Source organism: Pseudochrobactrum saccharolyticum, assembly GCF_008801715.1.
GTDB lineage: Bacteria > Pseudomonadota > Alphaproteobacteria > Rhizobiales > Rhizobiaceae > Pseudochrobactrum > Pseudochrobactrum saccharolyticum.
Genome location: NZ_VZPG01000005.1, coordinates 129,854 through 144,433, shown reverse-complemented (window position 1 = coordinate 144,433; position 14,580 = coordinate 129,854). Strand labels below are relative to the sequence as shown.

The window sequence follows — 14,580 nt, the reverse complement described above, 5'->3', positions numbered from 1 at the left end:
AAAGAGTATTGCAGCCTGCTTTTTCCGTGATTTACTGCGCCCGTCCAAAATGTTGTTCCGGAGGAGACCGGTGCGGATTTTGTGAGTTTTGGGGATAGGGAAAGTGAGGGCAGTTTTGTCTCAGGTAATATTCATTCCCGTTGAAACTGATCCGAGTGAAACACGGGTGGCGGCAACGCCGGAAACCGTGAAAAAGCTGATCGGTTACGGATTTAAGATAATCGTGGAAAGCGGTGCAGGCATTACGTCGCGTATTACGGATCAGGCTTTTGCCGATGCCGGTGCGCAGATCGGTAAGACCGCCGATATTAAAACCGCGGATATTATTCTTAAACTTCGCCGTCCTTCATCCGCTGAACTGAAAAATTACAAAACCGGTGCCGTGCTGATCGCGATGCTTGATCCTTATGGCCATGAGGACAGTGTAGCGGCCATTGCGCAGGCAGGGCTGACTGCATTCACCATGGAGTTTATGCCGCGCATTACCCGTGCGCAGGTGATGGATGTGCTGTCATCGCAGGCCAATCTTGCAGGCTATCAGGCGGTGATTGATGCCGCGGCGGAATATGGCCGTGCCATGCCGATGATGATGACCGCTGCCGGCACAGTACCAGCAGCCAAAGTTTTTGTGATGGGGGCAGGGGTTGCCGGTCTTCAGGCCATTGCGACCGCGCGCCGTCTTGGTGCTGTGGTGACGGCGACTGATGTGCGTCCTGCAGCCAAAGAGCAGGTGGCATCGCTCGGTGCTAAATTTGTCGCTGTAGAGGATGACGAGTTCAAAGCGGCCGAGACTGCCGGTGGCTATGCCAAGGAAATGTCGAAAGACTATCAGGCAAAACAGGCAGCGCTGGTTGCTGACCATATTGCCAAGCAGGATATTGTGATTACTACAGCGCTTATTCCTGGGCGTGCTGCGCCACGTCTGGTGAGTGCTGAGATGGTTGCCAGCATGAAGCCTGGCTCGGTGCTGATTGATCTGGCTGTTGAGCGTGGCGGCAATGTTGAAGGTGCGGTAGCGGGACAGGTTGTTGAAAAAGACGGCGTGAAAATTATCGGTCATATGAATACGGCCGGTCGCATCGCTGCCTCTGCGTCACAGCTTTATGCGCGTAATCTGTTCGCTTTCCTTGAAACGCTGGTCGACAAAGACACCAAACAGCTTGCAATCAATCTTGATGATGAATTGGTGAAAGCAACGGTGCTGACCCATCAGGGCGCCATCGTGCATCCGGCTTTTGCTGATGCGAAAGCAGCACCGGTTGCTGCTGATAATAAGGCTGAAGCTGCGCCAAAATCTGCAGTGAAAAAAACTCCGGTTAAAAAAGCTGCCCCGAAAAAACCGGCAGCTGCAAAACCGGCAACCAAAACGGGTGCAAGCAAGAAAACCGTAAATGAAGCCGGAAATAAGGGGGATGAGGCATGAGTGCGGATTCTTTGAAAGAGGCACTGGGTGGTCTCGATAAGGCGGTTGAAAACCTGCGACAGGCTGCGGAAGGTCTGGGGAGCTCAGATTCCATCAGCAATGCTGTGCATGCCGCGAGTGGCGGTGTGATTGATCCTTTTGTATTTCAGCTGGCGATTTTCGTGCTGTCGATTTTTGTCGGCTATTACGTTGTCTGGTCGGTAACGCCTGCCTTGCATACGCCTTTGATGGCGGTGACCAATGCGATTTCCTCGGTGATCGTCGTCGGTGCGCTGCTGGCCGTCGGTCTTTCCCTTTCCGGTTGGGCAACCGGCTTCGGCTTTATCGCTTTGGTGCTGGCAAGCGTGAATATTTTCGGGGGCTTTCTCGTCACCCAGCGCATGCTCGCCATGTATAAGAAAAAAGACAAGTGAGGGCTGAAACATGAGCGTTAATCTGGCAGCCTTTCTTTATCTCGTTTCCGGCGTGTTATTCATTCTGGCATTGCGGGGTCTTTCTCATCCGACAACCAGTCGTCAGGGTAATTTTTACGGTATGCTCGGTATGGGCATCGCCATTGTCACCACGTTGATATTGGCGCAGCCGTCTTTTGGCGGACTGGCGCTGATTGTGCTGGGGCTGGCAATCGGTGGCGGTATCGGTGCCGTTGTGGCCAAGCGTATTGCCATGACGGCAATGCCGCAGCTGGTGGCATTTTTCCACTCGCTGGTTGGTCTTGCGGCCGTGATGGTGGCCGCTGCGGCTCTCTACTCACCGCATTCTTTTGGCATCGGTGAGGTGGGGTCAATCCACGCACAGGCATTGGTGGAAATGTCGCTTGGCGTGGCCATTGGTGCGATCACCTTTACCGGTTCGATCATTGCCTATCTCAAACTGGACGGGCGTATGTCCGGCAAGCCAATCATGCTGCCGTCACGGCATATCATCAATGCGGCGCTGTTTATCGGCATCGTCGTTCTGGTGATCGTGCTGGCGATTACTGAAAGCCATCTGGTGTTCTGGGCGATTGTGCTGCTGTCCCTGCTGTTCGGTGTGCTGATCATTATCCCGATCGGTGGCGCGGACATGCCGGTGGTTGTGTCTATGCTCAATTCCTATTCCGGCTGGGCAGCGGCAGGTATCGGCTTTACGCTGGGCAATCTGGCACTGATTATCACCGGTGCGCTGGTTGGTTCTTCCGGTGCGATCCTGTCCTATATCATGTGTAAGGGCATGAACCGCTCGTTCATTTCTGTGATCCTTGGTGGTTTCGGCGGCGACACATCTGCTGGCGGTGCGGCTGGCGAAGTTGAGCAGCGTCCGGTCAAACAGGGCTCGGCAGATGATGCGGCTTTCATCATGAAGAATGCCGCCAAAGTCATCATCGTACCGGGTTATGGTATGGCGGTAGCACAGGCACAGCATGCGCTGCGTGAAATGGCCGATAAGCTGAAGGAAGAGGGCGTAGAAGTTAAATATGCCATTCATCCGGTGGCGGGTCGTATGCCGGGACATATGAACGTGCTGTTGGCGGAAGCCAATGTGCCTTATGATGAAGTCTTCGAGCTGGAAGATATCAACTCCGAATTTGCGCAGGCCGATGTGGCTTTCGTAATCGGTGCGAATGACGTGACCAATCCGGCGGCGAAAACAGACCCGCAGTCACCGATCTTCGGTATGCCTATTCTTGATGTGGATAAGGCCGGAACGGTGCTGTTCATCAAGCGCGGCATGGGCTCCGGCTATGCGGGTGTGGAGAACGAATTGTTCTTCCGTGACAACACCATGATGCTGTTTGCTGATGCAAAGAAGATGGTCGAGAATATCGTCAAAGCGCTGGATTAAACCGGCACAATTCGGCAGATAAAAGAAAAGGCGGCTTTTGAGCCGCCTTTTTATTGTGATTTGAGCAATGTTTAATGCTGCTTTTAATAGGAAAAAATATCTTCTTCTGGTTGAAATTCGTGCACAGACAAAGACTTAAATTCGTCGCCTGAGAAAAAGAACCTCAAGTGATCTGGCACCGTAAAACCCGCTTTAAATTGGGATTTTTAATCTGAGTATTTTCATCTTTATTCTCCTTGTTAAAGGAGGAAAATGAATGAGATTATTTACTAATTTATATCGCAAAATATTGTTTCTTGGTGTGTGCGTTTGTTCTCTCTCAGTGGCAGCCCATGCAGACGTGAATAAGGTTTATCTAACGTCACCTGGAGCTGAGGCCGCAGTAAAAGTGGGTAAAATTTATTTTACCGCTGAGGTTAATGCTGACAATATATCTAATCTGGCACGGGTACTTGATGAGCTGAATATCAGCTATAAAAATCTGGAAACCATCAATCTTTATATCAGTAGTTATGGTGGTGATATGGATAGCGGTTATGTGGGGTATTGGCTTGTAAAGGGATCCCGCATTCCGGTGGCGACAGTCAATATCTCAACGGTCGGATCTGCCGCGAGTATGATCTTCTGTGGTGCTGAAAACAGACAGTCGTTACAGGGCGGACGCTTTATTCTGCATCCGGCCAGCATTACACGGAAAAGCTCTTATTTTAGTCCGGACGTTATAGAGATAGCGCAGTCTGATCTGGCTGCTTATAATCAAATGTTCAAAGATATTTATAAGAAATGCACGAAGTTTCGTGATGATGAGGTTAGTTCATTATTAGCCAGAGAAGCACAAAGGCAGTTTCTTTTGCCGGAACAGGCAATGGAAAAGGGTATCATCTCTAAAATAGCGGATGATGTAACGCATGCACAAGTTGTCTATTATATTACGGACTCAAATAAAAAATAAGACTTTCGCCTCCGGAATGATAATTATTCCGGAGGCGAAAAATTGCTGAATTTATTCTAGCTACCGTAAACCAGCTTGTCCTGACGGGCACGCAGTTCTGCAAGGCGAGAACCGGCAGGCAGAGCCGCATTGTCATAGGTGATGAGCTCACCTTTTTTGATCGGCTTCAGTACTTTGGCACCGGTCAGCATTCCGCATGGAATGGCTTTGGCTGCGCGGGCTTCACCGGAGGTCATGATCCATGCACGGTAGCAATATTCACCGATTGCATCGAGGGTTTCGCCAACCGCCATATCTTTCTTGGCAACGGCTGCAACTTCTGCGGTCGGTTTGCTCAGCGGTACCATGTCGGCTTTGCCATAGAGCACTGCACGGGCGCAGGTGAGGGGCACTTCCAGCGAGGTCAGGTGGTACGGACGATGGAAGGTGAAATATGGGCCTTTACCCATTTTCAGGTCTTCCATACGCTCACTAATACGCGGATGGGACATGTCCGCAACCACGAATACACCCGGAGCCACGCCTTTGCCGATGGTGTAATCGACAACGCCCACACGGGAGAGCACGCCGCCGTCTTTCTCAGGAATCAGCGTTGAGGAGAGCTGGTCGAGTGTTGCGGCAGGGCCGTGCATACCGGCTTTATCCGGTACCAGACCGGTGGCATTGGCGATAGCCGCCATTTCCACCATGGTTTTGGAACCGTCCACAAATTCCACAAGCAGGCGCACATTCATATTCCGGCGCGTGGCTTCTTCAATGTAATTATCGGGAATAGCATCAATATTGAGCGGATTGTTCTTACCCTTACCGGCGGCAACAATCGGATGCCCCATGGCGGTGACAAATTCGATCAGTTCCATACAGGATGACGGCTCGTCACCGGCACCGAGCGAATAGACAACGCCAAGACGGTCGGCTTCGCTCTTAAGATAAGCGCCGATTGTCACATCAGCTTCAACATTCATCATTACGAGATGTTTGCCGTGCTCCATGGCACGCAGGCCGATTTCTGCACCAACAGCAGGAATGCCGGTTGCATCAATCACCACGTCAATCAGGTCATTATTGAGAATGAGGTCTGCATTATCGGTAACAGCAATTTTACGGGCTTCGAGCGCGAGGCTCAGATCAGAGCCGGTGCCAACCTCGCGGGCATGGCCTTGTTCACCATAGGCGATCTCGGCGGCTTTGAGAGCGCGCTGCGGATTGGTCTCCGAAATCGCGCCGATTTCAATGCCGGGCATATGGGCGACACGGGTCACAATATCGGTGCCCATTTCTCCGCAGCCGATCAGGCCGATGCGGATGGGTTTACCGGTATCGGCGCGGGCTTTCATATCACGAGCTAAGCCGGTGAGTGCGACATTGGTGGCCATGTTTGTTCTCCGGAGATAGTGTTTTGCGGGAGAATAACCCGCCTGATAATGACAGTTATAAAAGACTAGATTAAATATCAATTACTAAGGGGCTGCATCCGTGCGGCATGACAGAGCAGGAGTTCAAAGTGCTGGACAGCGTAACCAATAATAACTGGGATCTCGTGATTTTTGACTGTGACGGTGTGCTGGTCGACAGCGAGCCGCTGGCTGCGCTGGCTTTCCATAATGTTTATGCCCGCCATAATATGCCGATTCCTGACGGTACGGTAGCCAAAGGCGTGGGAATGAAACAGGCGGATATTATCCGTCTGATCGGCGATCTGACCGGTCATTATCTGCCGGATGCAGCGCAGGATGATATCTGGCCGGAAACACATCGGGTGTTTTCTGAAGCCCTGCAGCCTTGTGACGGCATTGCCGGTGTGCTGGAGCGCCTGAAGACCCGCAGTTGTGTGGCCTCGTCTTCCTCACCGCAGCGTATTGCTTTCAGTCTGGAAAAAACCGGTCTGATCGGGGCGTTTAATGGGGCATTATACTCATCAACAATGGTCAAACGCGGCAAGCCTGCACCGGACTTGTTCCTGTTTGCCGCAGAGAAATTCGGTGCTGATCCGGCACGTTGTGTGGTGTTTGAAGATTCACCATTTGGTGTGGAGGGGGCTGTTGCCGCAGGTATGACAGCAATCGGTTATACCGGCGGCGGGCATACTTATGCCGGGCACACGGAAAAGCTTTTGGAAAAAGGTGCAAAAGCGGTTTATAGCAGCTGGAAAGAGATAGAGAATAACATTCTCTGAAAGTGCGAATCCATCATAAAGGTCTATAGCAATGAAAGATGCGATCACTCTGGATCAGCTGCGTGAAGCGATCGGCACAGAAATCGGCTGCTCCGAGTGGCGTGTGGTCACACAGGAAATGATCAACCAGTTTGCCGATGCAACGGATGATCATCAATATATCCATGTGGATCCGGTTCGTGCGGCGGAAACACCTTTCGGCGGTACAATCGCCCATGGTTTTCTGACGCTTTCATTGCTCTCGACTTTGGCTTTTGAAGCACTGCCGATGCTGCAGGGCGCAACCATGGGCATCAATTACGGTTTTGACAGTGTGCGTTTCATGTCGCCGGTCAAAACCGGAACCCGCGTCCGCGCCCGTTTCAAACTGGCTGATGCGGATATCCGTCCTTCCGGCCGTGTGGTCAATCATTATGATGTGACACTGGAAGTGGAAGGTATGGTCAAACCGGCTCTCACAGCGCGGTGGCTGACCATCGCTGTCGTCCCACCTGCTGAGTGAAGTTTCCGGCCAGAACGGGCTGCAAATGGCGTTTTTCTGCGCTTCCGATACTCACGTACTTTAGTACGCTCCGTTTCGGTTCTCGAAGAACACCATTTTCGCCTCGTGCTGACCAGAAACGAGGCAGTGCCGTTTTAGTGTAATGTATCCAGCGGTGCAGGCTGATCGGGGTAATCGGTCAGCAGGGTTTTGAGCGCGAAAGGCCCGTGCAGGAACATGCCGATATCATAGGCGTTCTTCTTCTGGCTGCCTGAAATAAACAGCAAATGCATTTTGAAGAAATTGCCCTTGGCCTGTTTGTAGCGGACAGGAGAGTGAATATGTTTGAACCGGATATGCTGGATCAGCGGCGGATTGTTCGTCTGAATTTTCAGTGCTTTGGCAGGCTCTGAATTGTAAAAATGGATGATATCCGTCAGCGCCTGAAATTCAGCCCAGAAAACCGGACTATCGTTCAGTAATACACTTACATCCTCGCGCAAGGCTTTAGCGCGCGGATGCAGAGCAATCATCAGCAAGCAGGAGCCGGCAGCAAGCAAAGAGACCGGCTGTTTACGCAGGAGTTCCGGCTCGGTGCGCCAGACTTCAGCCAGCGCTTCAATCGCCGGTACAGTGCCGAGACTGTGCCCCATAATGATGACTTCATCAGCCTCACTGCTGCGCAGTTTTTCTGTCAACATCTGGGCAAAAATCTGTTTGCGCTGGCGCAGACTGGAACTCTTGTCATAAATCCGGTCATAGGCGGCTGACCAGTCGTCGAGCAGATAGGAGATGAAAAGTTTTTCATCCAGCACCCGTATCAGTGCGTAGCAAATACCGAGAGCCAGCGGCAGCGACCAGAGCATATGCAGTGGTGAGAAACCGGCCAGTACCGGCGCTGCTGTGATGCCGAGCGTTAAGGCCAGCATGGCCAGCACCATCAGAAACGGCCACATGAAAAACATGACAAACCGCCAACTGGTGCGGCCATAACGCCATAAGGTGCCGGTGAAGAGAATATTCAGAAAAGCGCGGCTGCCGGTGAACAGACGGTGTGGCAGGGATCGTGCTGCATATTCATCAAAAATATCTGCGGTACCGAACTGGCAGAATTCGCTTTGTGTTTCCCAGTTCTCGCCTTTGGCTGTCACCTGCATGGTGCCGCTGCCGTGATCTGCATCGGCCATCGGGGACAGGCTGGTTTTTGTGCCCCACAGCTTGTCAAAATCGCTCATAATTTTGCGATGACGCACGCGCACTGCCTTAGGGTGCAGCCCTTCATAACCTGTGAAATTAATGATGAGACGTTTTTTAATGGTCATGAAAATGGTGCTTGTCAAAACAGAAGAGGGCAATACGGCGCAGAAGATGCTTTAGTGCGGTCTGCTGTAAATGAACAATCACATTAAAGCTATTATGCTTGCTCAAAATAAAAGCACCGCGTCTTTGGGAAGATGCGGTGCTTAAAGTGTAATTATGACAGTTTCAGGACGTTGAGGTTATCGTCAGACGGCTGCGTCCAATGCGCCTTCACTCAGCAGTCCGAAAACATAGGTGCCAAAGGAGCGCCAGCATTCCAGCCGGAATTCGGTTTCAGACAAGCGCCACAGCACAATCTCGGCCTTGCCGAAAATCGTACGGGTGGCAGCGCCAACCGGAAAAACGGCCAGCGATAAATCCTGCGGACAGCCCGCATTGATTGTTGCCTCTGCGCCTTCACCGGAAATGATGATGCCGATATTGCGGTGGGATACATCGGTTGCGGCATGCAGCGTTTCAACGCCTTGCAAATCCGCAAAAGGTGATTGTCCGCCGGTGTCAATCACCAGCCATTCGTCAGGGCCAAGCCACAATGCCGAGCGCTTGCCTTTGGTGGTACTGTGTTTCGGTTTTTGCGGCAGGGTGACGCCAAGGGCTTTGGACAGTGCTGTAACATCATTGGCGCGGGCGCGGAGCGAAATACGCTCCGCCGGTTCTGCCGGAATGATCTGCACCGAACCGTTTCCGGCACGGCTGTTGCCCAGAACTGTGATGCGCTGTGCGATTGCTTCGGAGTTAGACATGCAGGCGCTCTCCCTTTTCGTCAATAAAGACCGGGCCGGTTACTTCAACCTCAATCACACGATCCAGCATCGGCACGAACAGGGTTTTGCCGTGCAGATTAAATCCATCATGCACCACAGCCATGGCAATGGAGCGCCCGAGATTGGACGACCAGTAGGAAGAGGTGACGTGACCGAGCATTTTCATCGGTTTCGGCTGGTTCGGATCGGCAACGATCTGTGCGCCTTCATCCAGCACTGTGTTTGGATTTTTGGTCAGCAGGCCGACCAGTTGTTTGCGGCCTTCCGCCACCAGATCAGGGCGGCGCATACCACGGATGCCAACGAAGTCGATTTTCTTCTTGGAAACAGCCCAGCCGACCGCTGCATCATAGGGGGTCAGAGTGCCGTCTGTATCCTGACCGACAATGATGTAGCCTTTTTCAGCACGCAGAACATGCATGGTCTCAGTGCCGTAGAGGCAGGCGCCCATGGCTTTGGCACGCTCCCAGACGGCTTCCAGCACAGACTGACCATAATCGGCAGGGACATTGATTTCAAAGCCCAGTTCACCGGTAAAGGACATGCGGAACAGACGGGTCGGTACGCCGCAGAATTTACCTTCTGCCACACTCATATGCGGGAAGGCTTCGTTGGAAATATCAATGCCTTCAACAAATGGCGCGATAATCTCACGGGCTTTCGGCCCCTGAACGGCAATCACTGCCCATTGTTCGGTGGTGGAGGTCAGCCAGACATTGAGATGCGGGAACTCGGTCTGGAGATAATCTTCCATATGGTTGAGGACACGCGGCGCACCGCCGGTTGTGGTAGTGACGTGGAAGCGGTCATGCGCCATGCGGCCGACCACACCATCATCCATCACAAAACCGTCTTCACCGGTCATAATACCGTAGCGGCAGCGACCCGGTTTCAGCGTATCCCATGCGTTTGTATACATCAGATTGAGGAACTCAGCGGCATCAGGGCCGACAACTTCAATTTTACCCAAGGTGGAGGCATCAAAGATACCGGCGACTTCGCGCACGGTTTTACATTCGCGGGCAACCGCATCATGCATGGTTTCACCGGCCTGCGGATAATACCATGCGCGTTTCCAGTTGCCGACATCCTCATAAATCGCGCCGTTCTGAGCCTCAAAATGATGCAGCGCAGTCTGACGCGCCGGATCAAACAGATGATCGCGGGACGAGTTGATGAGTGTGCCGAACGTCACCGGTGTATAAGGCTGGCGGAAGGTGGTGAGACCGACCTGCGGGATTGGCTTGTTGAGTGCTTCCGAGGCAATCGCCAGTCCGTGCATATTGGACATTTTACCCTGATCGGATGCCATGCCGTTGGTGGTAAAGCGTTTGATATGCTCGATAGAGTGCATACCTTCACGCACGGCATTGCGGATATCCTTGGCGCAAACATCATGCTGGAAGTCGATAAAAGCCTTCACATTGCTGTCAGGGCCTGCACCGGCTGTGGTGCCGACCATGCCGCCGCTCCAGCTATAGGCTGTTGTTGCGCTGACAGTGGTGGTTGCTGATGCCTTGCCGCCGGTTGCAACACCGGCAGATGTGCCTGCTGCAACGGCTTCATCAATTACCGCCTGCAGATCGTCGGTGCCGTTACAGGTGCCGACGCAGATGCAGTCCTGCGCGTAAACATCCGGCAGAAAGCGCTGTTTGGCATCGTCAAAGCGCAGCTTGCCGCGTGATTGTGAGAACAGGTGCACCGATGGTGTCCAGCCGGAGGAGGTGATCAGCGCATCAATCGTATATTTGCGGCCTGACTTCGCGCCATTGGTGGCAACAGTCATGGATTTGACCCGCAGCTTGCCACCAACACTCAGCACACAATGATTGGTCAGAACCGGAATATTCAAACGGCGGGCTTCCGCCAGCACGGCTTCACCCGGATGGGCGCGTGCATCGACAATCACCGGAATATCAATGCCTGCATTTTTCAGATCAAATGCGGCTTCATAGGCGCTGTCATGGGCGGTGAAGACACCAACATGCGAGCCGACAGCCACGCCGAAATGATTGAGATAGGTGCGGGCAGCCGAAGCCAGCATCACACCCGGACGGTCATTATTAGCAAAGACCATATGACGTTCAATAGAACCGTTGGCGAGAATGACGCGCTTGGCACGCACCTGCCACAGACGCTCACGCGCGGTGTTCTTCTCCGGCAATGCAACGTGGTCGGTGACACGCTCAGCCAAAGCCACGAAATTATGGTTATAATAGCCGAAAGCCGTGGTGCGGGTGAGAACACGTACATTCGGCATGGCATTCAACTCGGCCGCAGTGATTTGCGCCCATGCAAAGCCATCCTGACCGTCGATCTTGGTGCCGTTCTCGTGGTGCAGGGCACCGCCGACTTCAGGCTGTTCATCGCAGAGAATGACTTTGGCACCGGTGCGCGCCGCAGCAAGTGCCGCACTTAAACCAGCTACACCTGCACCGACAACCAGCACGTCACAATGCTCATAGCGGCCTGCATAACGGTCAGGATCAGGTTCTGTCGGCGTTACGCCCAGACCTGCGGCACGGCGGATGATCGGCTCGTAGACCTTCTCCCACGCCTTTCTCGGCCACATGAAAGTCTTGTAATAGAAGCCTGCACCGAAGAAAGGCGAGAACAGATCATTCACTGCGCCGATGTCGAAAGACAAAGACGGCCAGCGGTTCTGCGATTCTGAATACATGCCGTCGAAAACTTCCTGCACGGTTGCGCGCACATTCGGCTGACGATGGGCTTTGTCGCGGGAAATATCCAGCAGTGCATTCGGCTCTTCCGGTCCTGCAGACAGAAAGCCGCGCGGACGGTGATATTTGAACGAACGTCCGATCAGGTGAATATCATGGGCAAGCAGAGCCGAGGCGACAGTATCGCCTGCCAATGCCGTATAGGTCTTGCCGTCAAAGGTGAAACGGGCGGTTTTCGCCGGTGTCAGGCGGCCTTTGCCAGGTATGCGTTTTGAGCCGCTCATTGACCACTCTCCTTGGCCGCAACACTGTTCGTCTGTACGATTTGGCTCAGATCCGGTTTCGGCTCTCCGGCTTTATAGGTGAGCAGGAACCGGTCGCTCACCGTGTCGCGTGCCGCATTGAAGAAGCGGCCGCAGCCGTGAATATGCCGCCAGCGTTCAAAAATCACGCCTTTGGGATTGTCGCGCCAATAGAGAAACTCAACGAATTCCTCGTCCGAAAGTTCGGTTATATTGGTCGGGCGGGCAATATGGGCATCATGAGCGCTGCGGAACTCCAGTTCCGAGCGGTCTTCGCCGCAATAAGGACAATGGATCAGTAACATGATTGGCTATCCTTATTTAGTGCGCAACAGCGGCGGCAGCGGCTTCGTCGATCAGACGACCGGTGCGGAAACGATCAAGCGTAAAGCCTGCGGCCAGCGGATGCGGTTCGCCACGGGCGATCAGATGGGCGAACAAATGGGCGGAACCCGGTGTCGCCTTGAAACCGCCGGTGCCCCAGCCTGCATTGACGAACAAGTTCGGCACAGGGGTTTTGCTCTGGATCGGTGCACGATCAACAGTGTTGTCGGTGACGCCACCCCATTGGCGCATCATTTTTACGCGGCGGAACATCGGGAATAATTCACAGATCGCATCCAGTGTATGGGTAATGATCTGCAAGCCGCCGGTCTGCGAATAGGAATTATACTGGTCTGTGCCCGCGCCGATGACAAACTCGCCCTTGTCCGACTGGGAAATATAGGCATGAACCGCATTGGACATGACCACGCATGGTACAATCGGCTTCATCGGCTCGGAAACCAGTGCCTGCAACGGGGAGCTTTGCAGCGGTACGCGCACATCAGCCATATTCATGATGACCGAGGAGTGACCGGAAGCGGAAACACCGATTTTTTTGGCGCCGATAAAGCCGCGATTGGTCTCAACACCGCTGACACTGCCGTCCGCATTACGGCGGATGCCGAGCACTTCACAATTCTGGATAATATGCACGCCACGGTCAGAGGCTGCGCGGGCATAGCCCCATGCAACCGCATCGTGACGGGCAACACCACCGCGGCGCTGCAAGGCTGCGCCATTGATCGGATAGCGGGAATTTTGCGAAATATTCAGCGGCGGACAATAGGCTTTGGCCTGTTCCGGTGTCAGCCATTCATTGTCGATGCCATAGAGGCGGTTGGCATTGATGTGACGGCTGAAGGATTGCTTGTCATGGATATTATGCGACAGCATCAATACACCGCGCGGTGAGAACATGACATTATAGTTGAGATCCTGTGACAGGTTCTCCCACATCTTGAGCGAGTGCTCATAGATATTCATGCTCTCTTCATAGAGATAGTTCGAGCGGATAATGGTGGTGTTGCGGCCGGTATTGCCGCCGCCGATCCAGCCTTTTTCCAGTACTGCAATATTGGTGATACCGTGCTCTTTGGCCAGATAATAGGCAGCACCAAGACCGTGACCGCCACCGCCGACAATAATCACATCATAGCTGGCACGCGGTTCCGGTGAAGCCCATTGCGGCTCCCAGCCTTTATTTCCGCGCAGTGCTTCTCGGGCAACTGCAAATACTGAAAACTTACGCATAATGTCCCCTTATCTGGGCGCGGAAGATTTTTTCCGCCTGTTGGTTTAAAGTTAAACCATATGCCGACACTGACTTTGCCATTTTGCGACGGGTTTTGGCGTATCATGCGGTTTTTGTTTGCTGAAAAGCCTCCGTATTGCGGCGGGATGTCAGTGCGAAGGACTCACTTCATTTCGTCTGAAATTTAGCGAGAAAAGCGACAGAGAATCTCTGTGAAATACGGGGTAAATTTTGCATTTGCAGATTAAAACCAATGCAATGTCCGCAAAGAAAAATGCAAATAAAACGTGATTTTTACGGTTAAAACTGTAATAATGAGGTTGATAAGGCCTGATCGGGCGCTGTGTTACGGATTCTGTGTGGACAATCGCGCCGGATACTGTTAAACGGCACTCGAATTTGCATCGGAAGGCCGTTGCGAAGTCTTAAGATTTCTCAGCCATAAGACGGCTCCTTTACCGGAACTGCCAGACTGTTTTTTCTTCGGGGCTCACCGGTGCCTTCAGGCTAAACTGAAAAATCTAACCGAAACGGAACGGGATTACACGTGCAGGTACTCGTACGCGATAATAATGTTGATCAGGCTCTCCGCGCTCTTAAGAAAAAGATGCAGCGTGAAGGTATTTTCCGCGAAATGAAAATGCGCGGTCATTATGAAAAGCCATCTGAAAAGCGCGCCCGCGAAAAGGCTGAAGCCGTTCGCCGTGCACGCAAGCTGGCTCGTAAGCGCGCACAGCGTGAAGGTCTGGTAGGCGGCGGCCGCGTAGCGGCTCGTTAAGTAACAAGTCGCGTAGCGGCCCGCTAATTAACGGGTCGCTTGGCGACCGGTTAATCAGACTGAACGCGTGGCTACAGGCTGCGTCGTTTCTGATCAGATATACTGATTAAGCAGCGCATGATCTCAGGGTCATGCGTTTTGCTTTGCGTTCAGGCCAGCTTTTCAGGCTTATTATGCCGGTTTTTGAGAACTGATGTAATATGAAGCTTTATTGTAAAAGTTGACCATACAGATATGTTTGCATCGCTGGAAAACAGCTTTAAGGTGGGGTGAGTATTCACTTCCGCCTTTTTCTGTATGGGC

The 14,580-nt window shown here is 52.8% G+C and carries 13 protein-coding genes; 7 read left to right on the top strand and 6 right to left on the bottom strand.

Annotation, left to right across the window (positions count from 1 at the left end; all coding sequences use genetic code 11):
• Positions 1-115 precede the first annotated feature (115 nt).
• The 4 genes from F7P81_RS14685 to F7P81_RS14670 all read left to right on the top strand — a co-directional run bounded on the left by F7P81_RS14685 (position 116) and on the right by F7P81_RS14670 (position 4,199).
• Positions 116-1,423, top strand: a complete 1,308-nt coding sequence (locus F7P81_RS14685; protein WP_151160099.1) for a Re/Si-specific NAD(P)(+) transhydrogenase subunit alpha — start codon at positions 116-118, stop codon at positions 1,421-1,423.
• Entirely contained in the window at positions 1,420-1,836 is a 417-nt protein-coding gene (locus tag F7P81_RS14680; protein WP_116088865.1) for an NAD(P) transhydrogenase subunit alpha part 2, read from the top strand. The genes F7P81_RS14685 and F7P81_RS14680 overlap by 4 nt, the downstream gene beginning before the upstream one ends.
• A gap of 10 nt (positions 1,837-1,846) precedes the next feature.
• Positions 1,847-3,247 carry an NAD(P)(+) transhydrogenase (Re/Si-specific) subunit beta gene (locus F7P81_RS14675; RefSeq protein WP_151160098.1) on the top strand — a complete coding sequence of 467 codons (1,401 nt, stop codon included), beginning with the start codon at positions 1,847-1,849 and terminating at the stop codon, positions 3,245-3,247.
• 256 nt (positions 3,248-3,503) lie between these two features.
• The gene (locus F7P81_RS14670) at positions 3,504-4,199 is read left to right on the top strand and encodes an ATP-dependent Clp protease proteolytic subunit (protein WP_151160097.1); all 696 of its coding nucleotides are present in this window, start codon (positions 3,504-3,506) and stop codon (positions 4,197-4,199) included.
• Positions 4,200-4,255: 56 nt separating this feature from the next.
• Here F7P81_RS14670 and F7P81_RS14665 read toward each other — a convergent pair whose 3' ends face one another.
• Complete coding sequence (locus tag F7P81_RS14665) at positions 4,256-5,575, bottom strand: NAD(P)H-dependent oxidoreductase (RefSeq protein WP_151160096.1); 1,320 nt, start codon at positions 5,573-5,575, stop codon at positions 4,256-4,258.
• Between the two features lie 131 nt (positions 5,576-5,706).
• Here F7P81_RS14665 and F7P81_RS14660 point away from each other — a divergent pair, with 131 nt between their 5' ends.
• Both F7P81_RS14660 and F7P81_RS14655 read left to right on the top strand, forming a co-directional pair.
• Positions 5,707-6,375, top strand: coding sequence for an HAD family hydrolase (locus F7P81_RS14660; protein WP_246176151.1), 669 nt, complete (start codon positions 5,707-5,709; stop codon positions 6,373-6,375).
• Positions 6,376-6,406: 31 nt separating this feature from the next.
• Positions 6,407-6,877 (top strand): MaoC family dehydratase, encoded by a 471-nt coding sequence (locus F7P81_RS14655; protein ID WP_022712508.1) that lies wholly within the window; start codon positions 6,407-6,409, stop codon positions 6,875-6,877.
• Positions 6,878-7,011: 134 nt separating this feature from the next.
• On the opposite strand, the gene F7P81_RS14650 is transcribed toward F7P81_RS14655, so the two are convergent.
• From F7P81_RS14650 to F7P81_RS14630, 5 genes are all read right to left on the bottom strand, one after another.
• Complete coding sequence (locus F7P81_RS14650; protein ID WP_151160095.1) at positions 7,012-8,178, bottom strand: alpha/beta hydrolase; 1,167 nt, start codon at positions 8,176-8,178, stop codon at positions 7,012-7,014.
• Positions 8,179-8,361: 183 nt separating this feature from the next.
• On the bottom strand, positions 8,362-8,919 hold the full coding sequence (locus F7P81_RS14645; protein WP_151160094.1) for a sarcosine oxidase subunit gamma: 558 nt from the start codon (positions 8,917-8,919) through the stop codon (positions 8,362-8,364).
• Positions 8,912-11,905, bottom strand: coding sequence for a sarcosine oxidase subunit alpha (locus F7P81_RS14640; protein WP_151160093.1), 2,994 nt, complete (start codon positions 11,903-11,905; stop codon positions 8,912-8,914). Before F7P81_RS14640 ends, F7P81_RS14645 begins: the two co-directional genes overlap by 8 nt.
• A complete protein-coding gene (locus F7P81_RS14635) occupies positions 11,902-12,228 on the bottom strand; it encodes a sarcosine oxidase subunit delta (RefSeq protein ID WP_151160092.1) in 327 nt (108 codons plus the stop codon). Before F7P81_RS14635 ends, F7P81_RS14640 begins: the two co-directional genes overlap by 4 nt.
• Before the next feature lie 16 nt (positions 12,229-12,244).
• Positions 12,245-13,498, bottom strand: coding sequence for a sarcosine oxidase subunit beta family protein (locus tag F7P81_RS14630; protein WP_075657028.1), 1,254 nt, complete (start codon positions 13,496-13,498; stop codon positions 12,245-12,247).
• Between the two features lie 548 nt (positions 13,499-14,046).
• Here F7P81_RS14630 and rpsU point away from each other — a divergent pair.
• Complete coding sequence (rpsU, locus tag F7P81_RS14625; protein ID WP_022712514.1) at positions 14,047-14,277, top strand: 30S ribosomal protein S21; 231 nt, start codon at positions 14,047-14,049, stop codon at positions 14,275-14,277.
• Positions 14,278-14,580: the final 303 nt, after the last annotated feature.